The 18,147-nt window shown below is 75.1% G+C and carries 17 protein-coding genes; 9 read left to right on the top strand and 8 right to left on the bottom strand.

Annotation, left to right across the window (positions count from 1 at the left end):
* The first annotated feature begins 11 nt into the window (after positions 1 to 11).
* From CSPHI_RS09585 to CSPHI_RS09575, 3 genes are all read left to right on the top strand, one after another.
* Positions 12 to 758 carry a DUF3027 domain-containing protein gene (locus CSPHI_RS09585; protein ID WP_084210359.1) on the top strand — a complete coding sequence of 249 codons (747 nt, stop codon included), beginning with the start codon at positions 12 to 14 and terminating at the stop codon, positions 756 to 758.
* Positions 759 to 895: 137 nt separating this feature from the next.
* Positions 896 to 2,353 carry an NCS2 family permease gene (locus tag CSPHI_RS09580; protein ID WP_245803306.1) on the top strand — a complete coding sequence of 486 codons (1,458 nt, stop codon included), beginning with the start codon at positions 896 to 898 and terminating at the stop codon, positions 2,351 to 2,353.
* Entirely contained in the window at positions 2,353 to 3,201 is an 849-nt protein-coding gene (locus tag CSPHI_RS09575) for a TrmH family RNA methyltransferase (protein WP_075692827.1), read from the top strand. Before CSPHI_RS09580 ends, CSPHI_RS09575 begins: the two co-directional genes overlap by 1 nt.
* Positions 3,202 to 3,245: 44 nt before the next feature.
* On the opposite strand, the gene CSPHI_RS09570 is transcribed toward CSPHI_RS09575, so the two are convergent.
* The 3 genes from CSPHI_RS09570 to serC form a co-directional block, all read right to left on the bottom strand.
* Complete coding sequence (locus CSPHI_RS09570) at positions 3,246 to 4,097, bottom strand: DUF6928 family protein (RefSeq protein ID WP_075692825.1); 852 nt, start codon at positions 4,095 to 4,097, stop codon at positions 3,246 to 3,248.
* Between the two features lie 6 nt (positions 4,098 to 4,103).
* Entirely contained in the window at positions 4,104 to 5,024 is a 921-nt protein-coding gene (gene sepH / locus CSPHI_RS09565; RefSeq protein WP_075692824.1) for a septation protein SepH, read from the bottom strand.
* A gap of 140 nt (positions 5,025 to 5,164) precedes the next feature.
* Complete coding sequence (serC, locus tag CSPHI_RS09560; protein WP_075692822.1) at positions 5,165 to 6,301, bottom strand: phosphoserine transaminase; 1,137 nt, start codon at positions 6,299 to 6,301, stop codon at positions 5,165 to 5,167.
* A 613-nt stretch (positions 6,302 to 6,914) separates the two neighbouring features.
* Here serC and CSPHI_RS09555 point away from each other — a divergent pair.
* Together CSPHI_RS09555 and CSPHI_RS09550 are read left to right on the top strand one after the other, a co-directional pair.
* Complete coding sequence (locus tag CSPHI_RS09555; protein ID WP_075692820.1) at positions 6,915 to 8,228, top strand: citrate synthase; 1,314 nt, start codon at positions 6,915 to 6,917, stop codon at positions 8,226 to 8,228.
* 157 nt (positions 8,229 to 8,385) lie between these two features.
* Positions 8,386 to 8,745, top strand: a complete 360-nt coding sequence (locus CSPHI_RS09550; RefSeq protein WP_075692818.1) for an FKBP-type peptidyl-prolyl cis-trans isomerase — start codon at positions 8,386 to 8,388, stop codon at positions 8,743 to 8,745.
* A 52-nt stretch (positions 8,746 to 8,797) separates the two neighbouring features.
* Here CSPHI_RS09550 and CSPHI_RS09545 read toward each other — a convergent pair whose 3' ends face one another.
* Positions 8,798 to 10,288, bottom strand: a complete 1,491-nt coding sequence (locus CSPHI_RS09545; protein ID WP_075692817.1) for a carboxyl transferase domain-containing protein — start codon at positions 10,286 to 10,288, stop codon at positions 8,798 to 8,800.
* Between the two features lie 225 nt (positions 10,289 to 10,513).
* Between CSPHI_RS09545 and CSPHI_RS09540 the strand changes: the two genes are divergently transcribed.
* From CSPHI_RS09540 to CSPHI_RS09530, 3 genes are read left to right on the top strand one after another with little or no spacing between them, the layout of a single operon-like run.
* A complete protein-coding gene (locus CSPHI_RS09540; protein WP_075692815.1) occupies positions 10,514 to 11,467 on the top strand; it encodes a nucleoside hydrolase in 954 nt (317 codons plus the stop codon).
* Positions 11,464 to 12,960 (top strand): MFS transporter, encoded by a 1,497-nt coding sequence (locus CSPHI_RS09535; protein WP_245803305.1) that lies wholly within the window; start codon positions 11,464 to 11,466, stop codon positions 12,958 to 12,960. The genes CSPHI_RS09540 and CSPHI_RS09535 overlap by 4 nt, the downstream gene beginning before the upstream one ends.
* On the top strand, positions 12,957 to 14,015 hold the full coding sequence (locus CSPHI_RS09530) for a ribokinase (protein WP_084210357.1): 1,059 nt from the start codon (positions 12,957 to 12,959) through the stop codon (positions 14,013 to 14,015). The genes CSPHI_RS09535 and CSPHI_RS09530 overlap by 4 nt, the downstream gene beginning before the upstream one ends.
* 85 nt (positions 14,016 to 14,100) lie before the next feature.
* Here the strand turns inward: CSPHI_RS09530 and CSPHI_RS09525 are convergent, their stop codons facing one another.
* Genes CSPHI_RS09525 through CSPHI_RS09510 form a run of 4 tightly spaced genes read right to left on the bottom strand, consistent with a single transcriptional unit; the run spans position 14,101 to position 17,161 of the window.
* Positions 14,101 to 15,339 carry an ABC transporter permease gene (locus CSPHI_RS09525; RefSeq protein WP_084210356.1) on the bottom strand — a complete coding sequence of 413 codons (1,239 nt, stop codon included), beginning with the start codon at positions 15,337 to 15,339 and terminating at the stop codon, positions 14,101 to 14,103.
* Entirely contained in the window at positions 15,336 to 16,289 is a 954-nt protein-coding gene (locus tag CSPHI_RS09520) for an ABC transporter ATP-binding protein (RefSeq protein WP_075693987.1), read from the bottom strand. The genes CSPHI_RS09525 and CSPHI_RS09520 overlap by 4 nt, the downstream gene beginning before the upstream one ends.
* Before the next feature lie 15 nt (positions 16,290 to 16,304).
* Positions 16,305 to 16,874 (bottom strand): hypothetical protein, encoded by a 570-nt coding sequence (locus CSPHI_RS09515; RefSeq protein ID WP_075692811.1) that lies wholly within the window; start codon positions 16,872 to 16,874, stop codon positions 16,305 to 16,307.
* 14 nt (positions 16,875 to 16,888) lie between these two features.
* A complete protein-coding gene (locus CSPHI_RS09510) occupies positions 16,889 to 17,161 on the bottom strand; it encodes a helix-turn-helix transcriptional regulator (protein ID WP_075692809.1) in 273 nt (90 codons plus the stop codon).
* Between the two features lie 154 nt (positions 17,162 to 17,315).
* Between CSPHI_RS09510 and CSPHI_RS09505 the strand changes: the two genes are divergently transcribed.
* Positions 17,316 to 18,146, top strand: a complete 831-nt coding sequence (locus CSPHI_RS09505; RefSeq protein WP_075692807.1) for an aldo/keto reductase — start codon at positions 17,316 to 17,318, stop codon at positions 18,144 to 18,146.
* Position 18,147 lies beyond the last annotated feature (1 nt).

Genomic DNA, 18,147 nt, shown 5'->3' with positions numbered 1-18,147 from the left:
GGATGGGGCCCATGACGGGCACCCCAGCTTCCGAAGGCGGTTCCCGGCGCCGCCGGCGGCGCCGGGGCGGATCCGGCCGGGACGCCGGCGGCGCGCGCGGCGCCGCCGGCGGGTCGGCGGTGACCCGCCCGGAGGCGGTGCGCCTGGCCCGGCGGGCCGTCGACGATCTCGGCGAGGGCCCGGCCGGCCGGCACTTGGGGGTGGCCCTGCCCGAGGGGCCCGGCGCCGCGGTGCACCGCTTCGCCGCCCGGCTGCCCGGCTACCGGGGCTGGGAATGGCATGTGGTGCTCGCCGCCGCCCCCGGGGCGGATCGGGCCACCGTCTCCGAGGTGGCCCTGGTGCCCGGGGAGGCCGCGCTGCGCGCCCCGGAGTGGGTGCCCTACGAGGAGCGCCTGGAGCCCGGGGACCTCGGCCCGCGGGATCTGCTGCCCCCGGCCGCCGATGATCCGCGGCTCACCCCCGGGGAGGCCGCGCAGCGCCGGCTCACCGAGGCGGGCCTGGCCGCCGCGGCGCGGCGCTGGACCGAATCGGACACCGGGCCCGGCTCCGCGTTCGCCGCCGAGGCGATCCGCTCCTGCGCCAGCTGCGCCTTCCTCATCCCCCTGGCCGGGGAGCTCGGCGGGGAGTTCGGGGTGTGCGCCAACGAATGGGCCTTCGACGGCACGGTGGTGCACCGCGGGCACGGCTGCGGGGCGCATTCGGCGACCCCGGAGGTCACCGGGCAGGGCGCCCCGGTCGGCGACGCCGACGTGGTCTGAGCCGGATCCGCGCACCCGCGCCGGGCTTGCCCCGGCGGGGGCGGCGGTGGGATTCTACGGGGGCCCGGGCGCCGCGAGGCCCCGGGCGGCCGGCCCCGCGGCGGGGCGGCCGGGACCACCTGAGGGAGCAGCGCGCAGTGAGCGAGACCACCGCCACCGGGAGACTGGACGGCTACTTCAAGATCCGGGAACGCGGATCCACCATCGGCACCGAGGTGCGGGCGGGGGTGGTCACCTTCTTCGCGATGGCGTACATCATCCTGCTCAACCCGCTGATCCTGGGCACCGTCGCCGACCGCAACGGCGTGGAGCTGGGCATCGCCCCGGTGGCCGCGGTCACCGCCTTCGCCGCCGGGGTGCTCACCATCGCCTTCGGCGTCTTCGCCCGCTACCCCTTCGGCCTGGCCGCCGGACTGGGCATCAACACCCTGGTGGCGGTGACCTTCGTCGCCGGGGAGGGCCTGACCTGGCCGGAGGCGATGGGCCTGGTGGTCATCGACGGCGTGATCATCGTCGCGCTGGCGGTCAGCGGCTTCCGCTCCGCGGTCTTCGAGGCCATCCCGCCCTCGATGAAATCGGCGATGACCGTGGGCATCGGCCTGTTCATCGCCATGATCGGCCTGGTCGACGGCGGCCTGGTGCGCCGGATGCCGGATGCGGCGGGCACCACGGTGCCGGTGCAGCTGGGCATCAACGGCCAGATCGCCTCCTGGCCCACCGCGGTGTTCCTGCTCGGCATCCTGATCTGCGGGGTGCTGGTCGCCCGCGGGGTGCCCGGCGGGCTCTTCCTGGGCATCGTCGCGAACACGGTGATCGCCCTGGTGGTGGAGGCCGTGGTGGACGCCGGGCCCTCCTTCGCCGATGGCGAGGCCCGCCCGGCCGGCTGGTCGCTGGCGGTGCCGCAGGCCCCGGACTCGATCGGGGGCGTGCCGGATCTGCACCTGCTCGGGGCCTTCGACCTCTTCGGCGCCTTCACCCGGATCGGGGTGATCGGCGCGGTGATGCTGGTGTTCACCCTGGTGCTGGCGAACTTCTTCGACGCGATGGGCACCATGACCGGGCTGGGCAAGCACGCCGGGCTCGCCGACGCCGACGGCACCCTGCCCGGGATGAAGACCGCCCTGGTGGTGGAGGGCGCCGGCGCGGTGGTCGGCGGCGCCTGCTCGGCCTCCTCCAACACTGTCTACGTCGACTCCGCGGCGGGCATCGCCGACGGGGCGCGCACCGGGCTGGCCAACGTGGTCACCGGGGCGCTGTTCCTCGCCGCGATGTTCCTCACCCCCCTCTACGAGATCGTGCCCATCGAGGCCGCCGCCCCGGTGCTGGTCATCGTCGGTGCGATGATGATGGGCCAGATCCGCGACGTGGACCTCACCGAGCTGCACGTGGCCCTGCCCGCCTTCCTCACCATCGTCGCGATGCCCTTCACCTACTCCATCGCCAACGGCATCGGGATCGGCTTCATCACCTGGTCCGCGATGCACCTGTGCACCGGTCGGGCGCGCGCGGTGCACCCGCTGATGTACCTCATCGCGGCGCTGTTCCTGGTGTACTTCGCGGTGGACCCGGTCACCGCGCTGCTCACGGGGGCCTGATGGGCGCCCGGGTGCGGATGGCCGACCCGGCCGATCCCCGGCTGGCGGAGCTGCGCGACCTCAACCGGGCCGAATCCCGCCCGGACCGGCCCGGCGGGAGCGGCCTGGTGGTCGCCGAGGGCCGGCTCATCGTGGAGCGGCTGCTGGCCTCGCGCTACCCGGTGCGCCTGGTCGCCGGCACCGCCGCCCGGCTCGACGAGCTCGCCGCCGGGCCCGGGCTGCCGGCGGGCGCCACCGTCGCGGAGGTGGACCGGGCGACGATCTCCGCGGTGGTCGGCTTCGACTTCCACCGCGGGGTGCTGGCCACCGCGGACCGGGCCCCGGAGCATTCCGTGGCGGAGGTGCTCGCCGGCGCGCGCACCCTGCTGGTGCTCGAGGGCGTCGGCGATCACGAGAACATCGGGGCGCTGTTCCGCAACGCCGCCGGGCTCGGGGTGGACGGGGTGCTCTTCGGCGCCGCCTGCGCCGACCCGCTGTACCGGCGCAGCGTGCGGGTGTCCATGGGCCATGTGCTGCGGGTGCCCTTCGCGCACCTGCCCGGGGGCACCACCACCTGGCAGCGCGGCCTGGCGGGGCTGCGCGAGCGGGGTTTCCGGGTGGTCGCGATGACCCCGGGGGAGTCCTCGGCGCCGCTGTGGGAGGCGATGGCCGCCGAGCGGGTGGCCCTGGTCGTCGGCGCGGAGGGCCCCGGGCTCACCGAGCATGCGATGCGCGCCTGCGAGGTCCGGGCCCGGATCCCGATGGCCGCCGGCGCGGACAGCCTCAACGTGGCCACCGCCGCGGCGGTGGGCCTCTACGAGCGGGCCCGGACGCTGGCCGGGCCGATGGGGCAACCCCGGGTGACCTAGGCCGGCCCCGCCCGCGCGGGCAGGATGCGCGGCGCGGGCCCCGATCAGGGCTCGTTGGAGCGGTTCAGCCGATCCCAGGCGGCCCGGCCCAGCCGGCGGGCCCCCGCCCCGGCGCGGCGCAGCAGCCCCGCCGCGGCGGCGCGGGCGGCCAGGATTCGCTCCCGGGCCTCGTCCGGGGGCGGCGGCGCCGCCTCGTAGTCGTCGTAGTCGCCCGGGCCCGCCCACCCGGCCGGGTCCGCCGGCCCGGCGCCGGCCGGCCGGGCGCGCCCCGTGGCCGGCCGCGGGGCGGGGCGGCCGTCCACGGCGAAGGCGCTCACCGGCACATCGGGGCCCTCGGCGGCCGGGTCGAAGCCCAGCCAGGCGGTGAGCACCGCATCGGCCAGCTCCCCCGGGTCGAAGGGCAGCGCCACCCCGGCGGCCGGGTCCGCCGGCCGCGCCGGGCGCCGCCGGCCCGCCCAGTAGTCCGCCTCCACCGGCTCCGGCAGCCCCGCATCGGCGAGGATCCGGGTGCCGGTGGCGGCGAAGGAGCGGCGCAGCCGGCCGCCGCGCCAATGCGCGAAACCCTGCGGCCCCGCCGCCCCGCCGTCCAGGCGCAGGTAGACGTCATCGGCGGCGATGCCGCGGGTGAGCCCCGCCGGCAGGGCCGCCGGATCGGCGAGCCCGTCGACCACGGTCTGCACCACGGCCAGGCCCGGGTAGCCGCCGACGTAGAACTCCCCGGCCCCGGCGGGGGCGGAGCGGTTCAGCGGGATGTCCGCGATATGGGTCACCGTGCGGGCCGGATCCAGCTGGGCGAGGTACTTCCGGCCGAAGCCGCGGTCATGGCCGGGTTCGGCGCGCAGCACCGCGGCCGGGTCGGCGTCGGCGGTGGTGAACCAGAGGGTGAGCCGGGTCATCGCCGCCTACTTCCGATCGGTGGGGCGCACCCCCAGCAGCACGTCCTCCCAGGAGGGCATCACCGTCTTGCGGCGCCGCCGCGGCGGGGCCTCCCCGTCGGGGTGCCGCAGGAACTCCTCCTCGGCCGGGTCCTCCTCGGCCTGCCCGGCGCCGGAGTCGACCGGGGCCGGGGCGCGGGCGCCCTCGGCGACCGCGGACAGGCCCCGGCGGGGCCGGTGCTGCTCCGGGTCGACCAGCTCGGCGGCCAGCGAGTTGCGGGACACGGTGGTGCCGTGGCCGGGGGACTCCTCATGCCAGCTCCACTCGGCGACCGCCTCGGACATGCCGGTGGTCCAGGTGAGGCTGACGATCCACTGCCCGGTGCGGTCCCGGCGGGCGTCCCAGGTGGCCTCGGCGAGATCCTGGCCGCGGGCGGCGAAGGCGGTGGCCAGGATCTCCTCCAGGGTCAGCTCCGCGGGGCCGTCGCTGCGCCGGGGGTGCGACAGCCGCCCCTGCTCGGCGATCCGGGCCCGGTCGTTGAGCACCGGATGCGCGAAGGCGTCGATCCGGCGGAAGGACATCCCGGTCTCCTCCATCAGCTCCGCCACCGAGGCCCCGGCCCGGACCCGGTCCTGGATCTCGCGCGGGGCCATCACGTACTTCGGGGTGGCCGGGGCGGCGGGCTCCGCCGGCTCCGCGGCCGCGTCCTCCGGGTCCGCGGCGGCGCGCAGCACCGGGCGGGCGGGGGCCGGCCCCTCCGCCGGGGCGGGCTCGTCCCCGGAGGCGTCCGGGGCGGCGTCGCCCCCGGCGGCGGCGACCAGTTCGCGCAGCCGGTCGCCCACGGGCAGCAGCAGCCGCGCCCCGGCATCCTCGTCCTCGACGTCGGCCCAGGTCAGCACGATGGCCCCGGGCTGCGTCTGCTCCGCCAGTGGCTTGAGTTCACGCATTCGGGTACCTCCTGTGCGTTCGCGGACGTGATATCCGCCATGGTATGCGAGGACGCCCCCGCCGGGGGCGCACCGGCTTTCGCGCGGCGTGTGGCGGGGGCGTCCTCGCCGGGGCCGGCGGCCCCGGGGCGGGCGGCGGATCAGGCCGCGGCGTGGCCGCCGTCGAGGATCCAGTCGATGGCGCCGGTGAGCCGGGAGACGTCCTCGGGGTCGATCGCCGGGAACATGCCGATGCGCAGCTGGTTGCGACCCAGCTTGCGGTAGGGCTCGGTGTCCAGGATCCCGTTGGCGCGCAGGATCGCCGCGATCCGGGCGGCGTCCACGGAGTCGTCGAAGTCGATGGTGCCGACCACCAGGGAGCGCTTCGCCGGATCGGCGACGTAGGGGGCGGCGCCCTCCCGCGCCTCCGCCCAGTCGTAGAGCCTGTTGGAGGAGTCGGTGGTGCGCGCCACCATCGCGTCCAGGCCGCCGGACTCGTTCATCCAGCGCACCTGGGCGGCGAGCAGCAGCAGGGTGCCCACCGCCGGGGTGTTGTAGGTCTGGTTCTTCCGGGAGTTGTCCACCGCGGTCTGCAGGTCCAGGAAGGCGGGGATGTAGCGCCCGGAGGCCTTCACCTTCGCGATCCGCTCGATGGCGGCGGGGCTCATCGCGGCCAGCCACAGCCCGCCGTCGGAGGCGAAGCACTTCTGCGGGGAGAAGTAGTAGGCGTCGGCCTGGGCGACGTCCACGGGCAGCCCGCCGGCGCCGGAGGTGGCGTCGATGGCGATGAGCTTGCCCTCGGCGCCCTCCGGCCGGGTCACCGGCACCATCGCGCCGGTGGAGGTCTCGTTGTGCGCCCAGCCGATGAGGTCCACGTCGTCGTCGCCGGCGACCGGCTCCGGGGCGTCGCCCGGGGCGGCCTCGATGAGCTGCGGGTCGGCCAGCCAGGGCGCGGCGGCGGCGGCCTTGGCGAACTTGCCGGAGAACTCGCCGTAGGTCAGGTGCGCGGAGCGGCGCTCGATGAGCCCGAAGGCGGCGGCGTCCCAGAAGGCGGTGGCCCCGCCCAGGGAGAGCACGATCTCGTGGCCCTCGGGCAGGGAGAACAGCTCGGCGAGGCCCTCGCGCACCTCCCCGACGACGTTCTTCACGGCGGGCTTGCGGTGCGAGGTGCCCATCACGTCCACGCCGCCGTCGACGATGGCCTGGATCTGCGCGGGGCGGACCTTGGAGGGGCCGCAGCCGAAGCGACCGTCGCCGGGGCGGAACTCGTCGGGCAGGGTGGGGAAGTCGGCGCTCATGTGGGGCGGGGACCTTTCGTAGCCGGGTCGGTGGCGCGGTCGCGGTCGCGTCCGCGCATTTCCATAATAGGCCCCGCCCGCGACCGGGGGTGCCCGAATCCGCGCACTCCTCGCTTTGCATTATTCGCAAAGTGCGAAGGTTGCGAAGCGACGGTTGCCATTCGGCGGCGCCCCCGGGGCGCGATGGCGCCGCGGGACGCCGTTCGCCGGGGTCGCCCGCGACCTGCGCGGGGTCGCCGCGGGGGAGTCGGCGGGGGGTTTTGTGGCGGATAGCAGATCCGCCCCCGCGCTCCGCCGCGGCCGCCGCGTGTCCTGCGCGGATCGCGTCCGCGGGGCCGCGCGCACGCCGTTTGCGGACGTGACGGCGGGGGAACGGGGTTAGGCGGAACCGGGGCGGGGATGTTGCGGGCCTCACACTCTTTGCTAGGGTGTGCCTCAATCCACTGCTGCCCGGTGGGGCGCGGCCCCGCCGGAACTTGGTGCGAATCGGGCGAAGCCGCCCGGTGTCGGACCGACGCGCCGTGCCCGCCACCGCGGTTACGGTATAGCGTGGGCCGTACTCGGCGTAATCGCCGGTGCGCCGGCGAGAGCCGGATTGTCGGAACGACAGAAAATGAGCGAAAGGGAAGTTGTGGCTACTGAGAACAACAAGGCCGTACTCCATTATCCGGGCGGCGAGTTCGAGATGGACATCGTCAAGGCCACCGAGGGCAACGACGGCATCGCGCTGGGCAAGCTGCTCCAGGAGACCGGGCTGACGACCTTCGACCCGGGCTACACCGCCACCGGCTCCACCGAGTCCAAGATCTGCTACATCGACGGCGCCAACGGCATCCTGCGCTACCGCGGCTACCCGATCGAGGAGCTCGCGGAGAAGGCCACCTTCAACGAGGTCTCCTACCTGCTCATCCACGGGGAGCTGCCCACCCAGGAGCAGCTGGACGAGTTCAACTACGACATCCGGCACCACACCCTGCTGGACGAGGACTTCCGCAGCGCCTTCCACGTTTTCCCGCGGCACTCCCACCCGATGGCCACCCTGGCCTCCTCGGTGAACATCCTCTCCGCGTACTACAACGACGAGCTGGACCCGCAGGACCCGGCGCAGCGCTGGCTGGCCACCTCCCGGCTGATGGCGAAGGTGCCGATGCTGGCGGCCTACGCCTACCGCGCCTCCAAGGGCCAGCCGTACATGTACCCGGACAACTCGCTGAACGCCCGCGAGAACTTCCTGCGCATGATGTTCGGCTTCCCCACCGAGCCCTACGAGGTCGACCCGGTGGTGGTCAAGGCCCTGGACAAGCTGCTCATCCTGCACGCCGACCACGAGCAGAACTGCTCCACCTCCACGGTGCGCATGGTCGCCTCCTCCGGGGCCAACATGTTCGTCTCCATCGCCGGCGGCATCAACGCCCTCTCCGGCCCGCTGCACGGCGGCGCCAACCAGGCGGTGCTGGAGATGCTGGAGGACATCCACGACAACCACGGCGGCGACGCGACCGAGTTCATGAACAAGGTCAAGAACAAGGAGGACGGGGTCCGGCTGATGGGCTTCGGCCACCGGGTCTACAAGTCCTACGACCCGCGCGCCGCGATCGCCAAGAAGACCGCGCACGAGGTGCTCGATCACCTCGGCGGGGACAACCTCCTCGATCTGGCGATGAAGCTGGAGGAGATCGCGCTGGCCGACGACTACTTCGTCGAGCGCAAGCTCTACCCGAACGTGGACTTCTACACCGGCCTCATCTACCGCGCCATGGGCTTCCCGACGGACTTCTTCACCGTCCTGTTCGCCCTCGGCCGGCTGCCCGGCTGGATCGCCCACTTCAACGAGCAGATCACCACCCCGGGCAACAAGATCAACCGGCCCCGCCAGATCTACACCGGCGAGGTCGAGCGCTCCTTCGTGCCGCGCCCGCAGCGCTAGCCGCCCCGCGGCCGCGCCGCGCGCCCGACGGCCCCCGCACCCCGACGTGCGGGGGCCGTCGGCGTCCCCGGGCGGCGGCCCACCCGGTGAAAATCCGCGTTCACCCCCGCTAGGCTGGACGCGCCCCGACCCCCGAGCAACGGAAGGTTCCCCCGCAATGAGCAAGCCGCAGATCGACGCCCAGGCCGGCCCCGCCCCCGAGGGGCTGGTCGTCGCCGACCTCGTCGTCGGCGACGGCGCCGAGGCCACCGCGGACAGCGTCGTCGACGTGCACTACGTCGGCGTCGACTTCGAGACCGGCGAGGAGTTCGACTCCTCCTGGGACCGCGGCGACTCCATCACCTTCCCGCTGTCCCGGCTCATCGCCGGCTGGCAGCAGGGCATCCCGGGCATGCGCGTCGGCGGCCGCCGGCAGCTGACCTGCCCCCCGGAGCTGGCCTACGGCCCCGCCGGGGCCGGGCACTTCCTCTCCGGGCGCACCCTGGTCTTCGTCATCGACCTGCTCGGCGTGGAGTAGCCGGCCCCGCCCCGGCCCCGCCCGGGCTCCGGGGCGCCGCCGGCCGGCGGGCTCAGCCCGCCGCGCCCAGGGCCAGCCGCCGGTAGCGGGCGAAGCGCCGCTCCCGGCCCACCTCCCCGGGCCGGTCGGCGAGCTCGCGCAACGCCGCGGCCACCGCGGCGAGCACCCGATCCGGCAGCTGACCCGGATCCGCCGGCTCGGCGAGCAGCCGATCGCACACCCCGCGGGCGAGCAGCGCCTCCGCCCCGGCCCCCTGGGCGGCGAGCATCTCGGCGGCATGGTCGACGTCGCGGTGCACGATCGCCGAGGCGCCCTCCGGCGGCAGCGGGGAGAGCCACCCGTCGTGCATCGCCAGGCAGCGGTCCGCCGGCAGCAGCGCCAGTGCCCCGCCCCCGCAGCCCTGGCCCAGGATCACCGACACGGTGGGCACCCGCGCATCCAGCAGGGCGGTGAGGGTGCGCGCGATCTCCCCGGCCATGGCGTGCTCCTCGGCATGCCGGGACAGCTCCGCGCCGGGGGTGTCGATGAGCGTCACCACCGGGATCGCCAGCGCCTCGGCGAGCCGGATCGCCCGCTGCGCGAAACGCAGCGCCCCCGGGCCCATCGGGTCCGGGCCCAGCGGGGGCTGGGCGTGCCGGTCCTGGGCGATGAGCACCACGGGGCGCCCGCCCACCCGGGTCAGCCCCGCCCGGATCGCGTCATCGCGCCAGCCGTCCCCGGTGCCGGACAGCGGCACCCAGTCCCCGGCCAGCCGGGCCAGCACCGCGCTCGCCCCGGGCCGGGCCGGGTCCCGGGTGCGCAGCAGCGCCGCCCACGGGTCCCGGCCGTCCGGTTCCGCCGGCGCCGGCGCGGCGGCCGGCTCCGCGGGACCGGCCGGCAGCAGCACCTCGATGGTGCGCAGCACCGCGGCGCGCAGCTGCGCCGGGGCGAGCACCCCGTCGATGATCCCGCGCTCGTGCAGGTGCTCGGCGGTCTGCACCCCCTCCGGCATCGGCTCCCCGGTGGTCAGCTCCACCACCCGGGGGCCGAGGAAGCCCAGCAGCGCCCCGGGTTCGGCGAAGGTGAGGTGCCCGGCGGAGCCCCAGGAGGCCAGCACCCCGCCGGTGGTGGGGTGGCGCAGGTAGACCAGGAAGGGCAGCCGGGCGTCCTTGTGCCGGGCCACCGCGGCGGTGATGGACACCATCATCGCGAAGGCGGGGGTGCCCTCCTGCATCCGGGTGCCGCCGGAGGCGGGGGAGAGCAGCAGCGGCAGCGCCTCCGCGGTGGCCCGCTCGATGGCCAGGATCAGCCGGCGGGCGGTGGCCGCGCCCACGGAGCCGGCGAGGAAGCCGAATTCGCTGCAGATCACCGCCACCCGGCGGCCGGCGACGGTGCCCTCCCCGGAGAGCACCGCCTCGTCCAGTCCGGTGCGCTCGGCGGCGCGGGCCAGCGCCGCGGCGTAGCCCGGATCCGCCCCGGGGTGCTCGGCGGGGGCGTCCCAGGAGCGGAAGGTGCCCTCGTCGAGCACGGAGTCGATGAGTTCGCGGGCGCGGATCGTGGCCATGGACCCCACCGTAGGGCATCGGCGGCGCCGTCCCGCGGCCCCGCCGCACACGACCCCCGGCGACCGGCCCCGGCGCGGGCGGGGGTGACGGCGGGGGTGGTTGTCGAACGATGTTCGCCCCCGCGGACCGGGGTATCCGGGGAACGACGTGGCCGGACGTCGAATGCCCAGCGCAGGCGATGTTTTTCCGTGGCGGGACGATGGCTTCACCACCATACTGGGGGTATGAGCAAAATCATCCTCGACCTCGACACGGGCATCGACGACGCCCTCGCCATCGCATACGCGCTCGGCTCCCCGGAGCTGGAGCTGATCGGCATCACCGGCACCTACGGCAATGTGCTGCTGGAGACCGGCGTCGCCAACGATCTCGCCATCCTCGACCTGCTCGGCGCCGAGTCGGTGCCGGTCTACCCGGGCCTGCCGCACCCCCAGGCGAAGGACTCCTTCGAGGTGCTGGAGATCTCGAAGTTCATCCACGGTCGCGACGGCGTCGGCGAGGTGGACCTGGCCGCCTCGGCGCGCGTCCCGGAGGACACCCCCGCGGTGGACTTCCTCATCGACTCGGTCAAGGCCCATGGCGAGGACCTGGTGATCGTGGCCACCGGCCCGATGACCAACCTGGCCGCGGCGATCCGCAAGGACCCCTCCTTCGCCGAGCGCGCCCGGATCGTGATCATGGGCGGGGCGCTGACCCAGCCCGGCAACGTCAACGCCTGGACCGAGGCGAACATCTCCCAGGACCCGGACGCCGCCGATGAGCTCTTCCGCTCACCGGCCACGGTGACCATGGTGGGCCTCGACGTCACCCTGCAGACCCTGCTCACCTACGAGCACACCGCGAAGTGGCGGGAGCTGGGCACCCCGGCCGGGCGCTTCCTGGCGGACATGACCGACTTCTACATCCGCGCCTACGAGACCATCGCCCCGCATCTGGGCGGCTGCGGGCTGCATGACCCGCTGGCCGTGGCCGTGGCGGTGGACCCCACCCTGGTGGACTGCCTGGAGACCAACCTCAAGGTCGACGTGGAGGGCCCCACCCGGGGCCGCACCATCGGCGACGAGACCCGGCTCAACGATCCCGTCAAGACCGCCCGGGTCGCCGTCGGCGTGGACGTGGACCGCTTCCTCGACGAGCTGATGCGCCGCATCGGCTCCGTCGCCGAGGGCGGGCGATGACGATGAGGGGCGATCCCGTCCACGATCCCGTCCGCCCCGAGGGCCCGGACGCCTGCGGCGGCGCGGCCGCCGCGGCGGCCCCGGCGGACGCCGCCGCGGAGGTGCAGCGCCGGGCGATGCGCACCCTGCCGGCGCTGATCATCATCTTCATCTTCTCCATCCTGTGCATCCAGGCCTTCAACATGGTCTTCGAGGTGATCGGCGCCGAGGTCGGCGCCCCGGAGAAGGCCTCCCTCATCACCGCGATCCCGGGCATCGTGCTCGGCATCGTCTGCGTCATCTACGGCTCGCTCGGCGACTTCGTCTCCCTGCGCCGGATGATGATGGTGGGCATGGTCCTCATCGTGGTGGGCTCGGTGCTGGGCCTGCTGCTGCCCGGCAACATCTGGACCATCGTCGCCGCCCGCGCGATCCAGACCGCCGGCACCCAGGTCGCCGGCTCGGTGTACCTGGTGGTGGCCACCAAGTACGTGCCGGGGCCGAAGAAGGTCATCTACTTCGGCGTGTTCACCGCCGCCTACCAGCTCTCCACCGCGATCGGGGTGCTCGCCGCGGGCTTCCTCGCCGAGATCAACTGGGTGCTGCTCTTCGCCATCCCGCTGGCCTCGGTGGTGTTCATCCCGCTGCTGTGGCGCAACCTGCCGGACGCCTCCCGCGCCGGCGGCCACGTCGACGCGCCCGGCTTCCTGCTCGCCGGGGTCACCATCGCCGCGCTGGTGCTGTACTTCAACACCCAGATCGGCTGGTACCTCGCCGGGTTCGCGGTGCTCGCGGTGGTCTTCTGGGCGTACATCTCCCGGGCCCGGGAGCCGTTCATCACCCCGGCCTTCTTCGCCAACGGCCGGTACCTGATGGCGGTGTCGCTGATCTTCCTGTTCTACTTCGGCAATTACGCGATGACCCCGCTGTTCACCGCCGCCGGCGGGGCGCTGCACGGCTACACCCCGCGGGACATGTCCTTCGTGCTGCTCACCGGCTACCTGGTGGCCACGGTGATGGGCGTCGCCTCCGGCAAGATCGTCGGCGTCATCGGCCGCGGCCCGGGCATCCTGCTCGCCGGCGGGCTGCTCGCCGCCGGCGCCCTCCTCGCCGCGGGCACCCTGCACCTGGGCATCGGCTGGGTGGGCGCGGCGGCGACGGTGTTCTTCGCCGGCCTGGGCATGACCTACGCCCCGGTGGTGGACACCGTGATGGGCACCATCGACGTCAGCGAATCCGGCCGCGCGGTGGGCATGAACGACCTCATCATGAACGTCTCGCCCTCCATCGCGATCTCCCTGATCGGCCCGTGGATGGCCCGGGGCGCCTTCGCCGGCGCCGGGCTGCCCGGGGTGCCGGCCGGTGACGCGGCGACCTACTCGACCCTGTTCGCCGTGGTCGGCGCCGTCGCCGTGCTCGGCATCATCGTGTTCCTGCTGGTGCGGCCGCGGCTCTACGCGGACGCCTGGGGTCGGGCCACCGAGGCCGAGACCGTGGGGGAGGTGCCGGCATGACCACCCGCAACGAGGTCATCACCCGCGGCCCGGCGGCGCCCGCGGCGCGGGTGCCCGCGGAGGTCGCCGGCCCGGCCCGGGCCGCCCTGGAGCGGATCGGCGGCCGGGTGGCGGTGGTCGGCTCCGCCAACGCCGATCTCACCGTGCGGGTCGCCGAGATCCCCGGCCCCGGGGAGACCGTCGCCGGCGGGGACCTGGTGATCCGGCCCGGGGGCAAATCCGCCAACCAGGCCGCCGCCGCGGCCCGGCTGGGCGCCTGCGCGGTGTTCCTCGGCGCCGTCGGCGACGATCCCAACGGGGCGATCCTCGCCGGGGCGCTGCGCGAGGCCGGGGTGGATCTCTCCCGGATGGAGACCGCGGAGGTCGCCACCGGCACCGCGCTCATCACCGTCTCCGACGCGGGGGAGAACTGCATCGTGATCTCCCCGGGCGCCAACGCCCGGGTCACCCCGGACTTCGTCGCCGAGCGGGCCGGGGACATCGCCGGCGCCGGCGCGCTGGGGCTCTGCCTGGAGGTGGAGGTCGACGCGGTGCTCGCCGCGGCCCGGGCGGCCCGCGCCGCCGGGGTGCCGGTGGTGTTCAACCTCTCCCCGATCCGGGAGATCCCCGATGAGCTGCTCGATCTCGTCGACGTGCTCATCGTCAACGAGCATGAGCTGGTGCGCGTGATCGGGGCGGAGGCGGCGGCCGCCGCGGTCGACGGGGGCGCCTGGGCGGAGGCCGCCGAGGCGCTGGCCACCGGGCACGGCATCGCCCATGCGGTGGTCACCCTGGGCGGGGCCGGGTCGGTGGTGCTGGGCACCGGGGCGGCCGGCTCCGAGGCCTCGGTGACCCCGATTCCGGCGGTGTCCGTGGAGGTGGTCGACACCACCGGCTGCGGGGACGCCTACATGGGCACCCTGCTGGCCGGCCTGGCCAGCGGGGTGGAGCTGGCGCACGCCGCCCGGCTGGCGAGCGTGGTCGGCGCCTACGCCGCCGGCGGCGCCGGGGCGCAGGCCTCCTACGGCGACGTCGACGATCTGGTGGCCTTCCTCGACGCCGCCACCGCCGGCTGAGCCGGGGACGGCCCGGCCGGCGGGGCACCCTCCCCGCCGGCCGGGCCGCACGCCGCCTCGCGGGGCGGGCCGGCGCCGCGGCGCTTTAGCCGCGCAGCGCCTCCGCCCAGCGCACCCGGGAGCCCATGCGCAGCACGGTGCGCGGGTAGATCCGGGCGGCCACCCAGGCCACCGCGACCGCGGCGAGGGTGAGCAGCCCCCAGGCGGCGGCCAGGCCGGCGGCGTCGAGGTTGCCGGCGGCGTACTGCAGCGGGGCGGTCGTCGCCGACAGCGGCGGCAGGAAGGCCGCGACCCGCATCGGGGCCGCGTCCAGGGCGCCCCAGCCGAAGGCGGGCACGTAGATAGTGACCACGCCGAGCAGCAGCACCGGCATCTGCGCGCCCTGGAAATCCTCCATCCGGCTGACCAGGGAGCCGGCCGCGGCGTAGCACGCGGCGAAGAGCAGGTAGCCGGAGAGGAAGAAGGGCAGGGTCACCGCCAGCGGGCCGAGATCCATCTCCAGCCGGGAGGCCAGCCCGGTGCCGGCCAGGGTCGCGGCGGCCGCGCCCAGCCAGGCCACCATCATCACCAGGCCCGCGGCGGCGGTGCCCAGGATCTTCCCGGTGAGCAGGTGCACCGGCCGCACCGTGGCCAGCATCAGCTCCACCACCCGGGAGGACTTCTCCTCCACCACGCTCATCGCGGTGGCCCCGCCGAAGGTGAACACCGCCACCATCAGCGCCATCACCGAGCCCAGGGCCAGCGGCACCTCCGCGCCGCCGGGGTCGCCGATGTCGCGCACCTCCGGGGCGGCGGCGGCCTCCGCGGCGGCGAGGGCCGCCGGGTCCACCCCGGACTCGACCAGCGCGGCGTCCCGGGCCTCGGCGGCGGCGAGTCCGGAGATCGTCCCGGCCAGTTCCCGGGCGTGCGGGGAGTCGACGAGGATCACCCGGGTGCCGGGGGCGTCGCCGGGCACCACCGCGGCGTCGACCTCCCCGGCGGCCAGGGCCGCCCGGGCCGCGGCGGCGTCGGCCGCCGGCCGGGGATCGATCGGGCGGATGCCGGCGGGCGGGTCGTCGGCGGCGGGGGCGAGGAAGCCGGCGTCGCCGACCACGGCCACCTCCGCGGGGGCGGGGGCGGCGTCATCGCCGAGGACGAACCGGTCCAGGGCGATGATCCCGCCGATGACGCCGGCCATCGCCAGCAGCAGGGTGATCAGCATGGACCTCTTCAGCAGCGCCGTGCGCAGCTCCCGGCGGGCGACCAGGGCGATGGCGGCGCCGGGCCGGTAGGCCGGTGCGGCGGGCGCCGCGGGTGCGGGCGGGGCGGTTTCGGGGGCGGTCATGACCGCACCACCTCCTGGTAGAGCTCGGTGAGCGGGACGGTGACGGGGGCGAATTCGCGCACCGGGCCACGCGCCAGGGCCGCGGTGAGCAGCCCCTGTTCGGCGGCCTCGTCGGCGGTCCCGTCGGCGGCGCGGGACATGGTGAGCAGCAGCCGGGACGGCGCCGTCGGATCCGGTTCGGCGGCGGTGACCCCGTCCCGGGCGACCGCCCAGGCGGCGTCCACCCCGGGGCAGTCCAGGGCCAGCCGGCGGGGGCCGCGGGCGCGCAGCCCGGCGACGGTGCCGGAGACGGCGATCCGGCCGCCGGCGAGGATGGACACCCGGTCGCAGAGCCGCTCCACCAGGTCCAGCTGGTGGGAGGAGAACAGCACCGGCACCCCGGCGGCGGCGCGGCGGCGCAGCGCCGCGGACATCACGGTCACCGCCACCGGGTCCAGCCCGGAGAAGGGCTCGTCGAGCACCAGGGCGGCCGGGTCGTGCACCAGGGCGGCGGCGAGCTGCACCCGCTGCTGGTTGCCCAGGGACAGGGTCTGCACCGCGTCGCCGGCCCGGTCGGCGAGGCCGAGCAGCTCCAGCAGCCCGGCGACCTGCTCCCGGGCGCGGGCGGCGGGCACCCCGTGCAGCCGGGCGAAGTAGGTGAGCTGCCCGGCGACGCTCTCCCGGGGGTAGAGCCCGCGCTCCTCGGGCATGTAGCCGATCCGCCGGCGCAGCCCCTCGTCGATCACGGCCCCGTCGAGGTAGGCCCGGCCGGCGTCGGCGGCGAGCACCCCCAGGGCGATCCGCATGGCGGTGGTCTTGCCGGCGCCGTTGGCGCCGACGAAGCCGTGGATCTCGCCCGGCGCGACGGCGAGGTCCACCCCGTCGAGCACGGTGCGCCCGCCGTAGGACTTGCGCAGCCCGACCAGGGCCAGGCCCGGACCGGGCGCGTCCGGGGAGCGGGTGGGGGTCATCGTGGTCACGGGGGATCAGTCCTCCGGGGTGGTCCAGGCCAGCGTGACGCTGGGGATGGCGAGGATGCTCAGGCCGCCGAGCAGGGCGATGACGCCGAGCACGTAGGGCACCCCGGCGGCCCAGTCCGGGCGGGTCGCGGCGACCCAGGCGCCGAGGGCGAGCGCCCCGCCGGAGAATAGCATTAAGAACCAGACGCCGATCCGGTAGGCGCGGCCGCGCAGCCGGTCCAGCCGGGACAGCTCGTACTCGTCGAGGCACTCCCGCGGGGCGTCGTCGAGGGTCCCGGCGGCGTAGACCACCAGCTGCCACAGGGCCATCGCGACGAGGACGAGCACCGCCCACGCGACGCCCCAGCGGCCCCAGGCGGGGTCGTCGGCGCGCAGCACCGCCGCGCACAGCGGGATCGCGACCAGGTGCATCGCGGCCAGCGCGGCGACGTAGCCGGCGACCAGGCGGCGGCGCACCCGCAGCGGGTGCAGCGGCCCGTGGGCCTCCGCCAGGCGCCGCCGCCGCGCGAAGCGCTCCCGGCGGTACCGCCAGTACCCGGCCATCCGGTCGTCGCGGTCGTGGATTGTGGTGCTCATCGTCTCTCCCGTCCTCATCGGGGCGTCGCGGCGCCGTAGAGCCTCTCGGACATGGGGGTGAACTCCTCCCGGGAGAACACCGCCTCCACGGGCAGGCCGAAGACCCCGCAGATCCGGAAGGCCAGATCCAGGCTGGGGTAGTGGTCCCCGCGCTCCAGGGCGCCGATGGTCTGCCGGTTGACCTCGATCGCCTCGGCGAGCTCGGCGCGGGACATGCCCCGTTCCGCGCGCAGCACCGCGATGCGGTTGTGGATCGGCCGGCGGCGGCCCGCCCCTGTCGTGCCCATGGCACAAAGTATTGGGAAAACCCAACAACTTGTCAAGTATCGGGGTTTACCGACCGGTTCCCGCCCCCGACCTGCGCCCCGGGGCGGCCGCCGCCCCGGGGCCGCGGGCGGACTCCGTTGCGGGGCGGGGCGCGGTGCGCGCACACTGGCGGGCATGAGCGACATTCCCCTCCTCGATCTCAACGACGGCCACGACATCCCCCAGCTGGGCCTGGGCACCTGGCGGATGGACGACGAGGTCGCCCGGGTCGCGGTGCGCACCGCCATCTCCCTGGGCTACCGGCACATCGACACCGCCGCCCTCTACGGCAACGAGGCCGGGGTGGGCCGCGGCATCGCCGACGCGATCGCCGCCGGGGAGGTCGACCGCACCGAGCTCTTCCTCACCACCAAGGTGTGGAACGACGACCAGGGCGCGGCGCGCACCCGCGCCGCCGCCGCGGCCAGCCTGGACCGGCTGGGCCTCGACTACGTGGACCTGCTGCTGGTGCACTGGCCGGTGCCGGCCGCCGGGCGCTACGTGGAGACCTACGAGACGATCCTGGCGCTGCGCGAGGAGGGGCTGACCCGCTCCGCCGGGGTGGCGAACTTCTACCCCGAGGTCCTCGACGACCTGCCCGAGGCCCCGGCGGTCAACCAGGTGGAGCTGCACCCCGGCTGGCCCCAGGACGCCCTCGTCGCCGAGCACGCCCGCCGCGGCATCGTCACCGAATCCTGGGCCCCGCTGGGCCGCGGCGCCGACTTCGGCGATCCCCGGGTCGCCGGGCTCGCCGCGGAGCTGGGCCGCACCCCCGCCCAGGTGGTGCTGCGCTGGCACCTGCAGCGCGGCCTGGTCGCCATCCCCAAGTCCGCCAACCCGGATCGGATGGCGGAGAACCTCGGCGCGCTCGACTTCACCCTCGACGAGGCGGCGATGGCGGCGCTGGCCGGGCTCGCCGGGCCGGATCGCCGGATCGGCGGGGATCCGCGCACCTTCGGCGAGTAAC

Origin of the sequence: Corynebacterium sphenisci DSM 44792 (assembly GCF_001941505.1) — a bacterium.
GTDB classification, from domain to species: Bacteria; Actinomycetota; Actinomycetes; order Mycobacteriales; family Mycobacteriaceae; genus Corynebacterium; species Corynebacterium sphenisci.
The sequence above is the reverse complement of the archived record's forward strand: the minus strand, read 5'-3'. Positions and strand labels throughout refer to the sequence as shown.

Coding starts and splice junctions, on each gene's coding strand:
- CSPHI_RS09585 (WP_084210359.1), top strand. CDS start 12: ATGACGGGCACCCCAGCTTCCGAAGGCGGTTCCCGGCGCCGCCGGCGG.
- CSPHI_RS09575 (WP_075692827.1), top strand. CDS start 2,353: ATGGGCGCCCGGGTGCGGATGGCCGACCCGGCCGATCCCCGGCTGGCG.
- CSPHI_RS09570 (WP_075692825.1), bottom strand. CDS start 4,097: ATGACCCGGCTCACCCTCTGGTTCACCACCGCCGACGCCGACCCGGCC.
- sepH (WP_075692824.1), bottom strand. CDS start 5,024: ATGCGTGAACTCAAGCCACTGGCGGAGCAGACGCAGCCCGGGGCCATC.
- serC (WP_075692822.1), bottom strand. CDS start 6,301: ATGAGCGCCGACTTCCCCACCCTGCCCGACGAGTTCCGCCCCGGCGAC.
- CSPHI_RS09555 (WP_075692820.1), top strand. CDS start 6,915: ATGAGCGAAAGGGAAGTTGTGGCTACTGAGAACAACAAGGCCGTACTC.
- CSPHI_RS09550 (WP_075692818.1), top strand. CDS start 8,386: ATGAGCAAGCCGCAGATCGACGCCCAGGCCGGCCCCGCCCCCGAGGGG.
- CSPHI_RS09545 (WP_075692817.1), bottom strand. CDS start 10,288: ATGGCCACGATCCGCGCCCGCGAACTCATCGACTCCGTGCTCGACGAG.
- CSPHI_RS09540 (WP_075692815.1), top strand. CDS start 10,514: ATGAGCAAAATCATCCTCGACCTCGACACGGGCATCGACGACGCCCTC.
- CSPHI_RS09535 (WP_245803305.1), top strand. CDS start 11,464: ATGACGATGAGGGGCGATCCCGTCCACGATCCCGTCCGCCCCGAGGGC.
- CSPHI_RS09530 (WP_084210357.1), top strand. CDS start 12,957: ATGACCACCCGCAACGAGGTCATCACCCGCGGCCCGGCGGCGCCCGCG.
- CSPHI_RS09525 (WP_084210356.1), bottom strand. CDS start 15,339: ATGACCGCCCCCGAAACCGCCCCGCCCGCACCCGCGGCGCCCGCCGCA.
- CSPHI_RS09520 (WP_075693987.1), bottom strand. CDS start 16,289: ATGACCCCCACCCGCTCCCCGGACGCGCCCGGTCCGGGCCTGGCCCTG.
- CSPHI_RS09515 (WP_075692811.1), bottom strand. CDS start 16,874: ATGAGCACCACAATCCACGACCGCGACGACCGGATGGCCGGGTACTGG.
- CSPHI_RS09510 (WP_075692809.1), bottom strand. CDS start 17,161: ATGGGCACGACAGGGGCGGGCCGCCGCCGGCCGATCCACAACCGCATC.
- CSPHI_RS09505 (WP_075692807.1), top strand. CDS start 17,316: ATGAGCGACATTCCCCTCCTCGATCTCAACGACGGCCACGACATCCCC.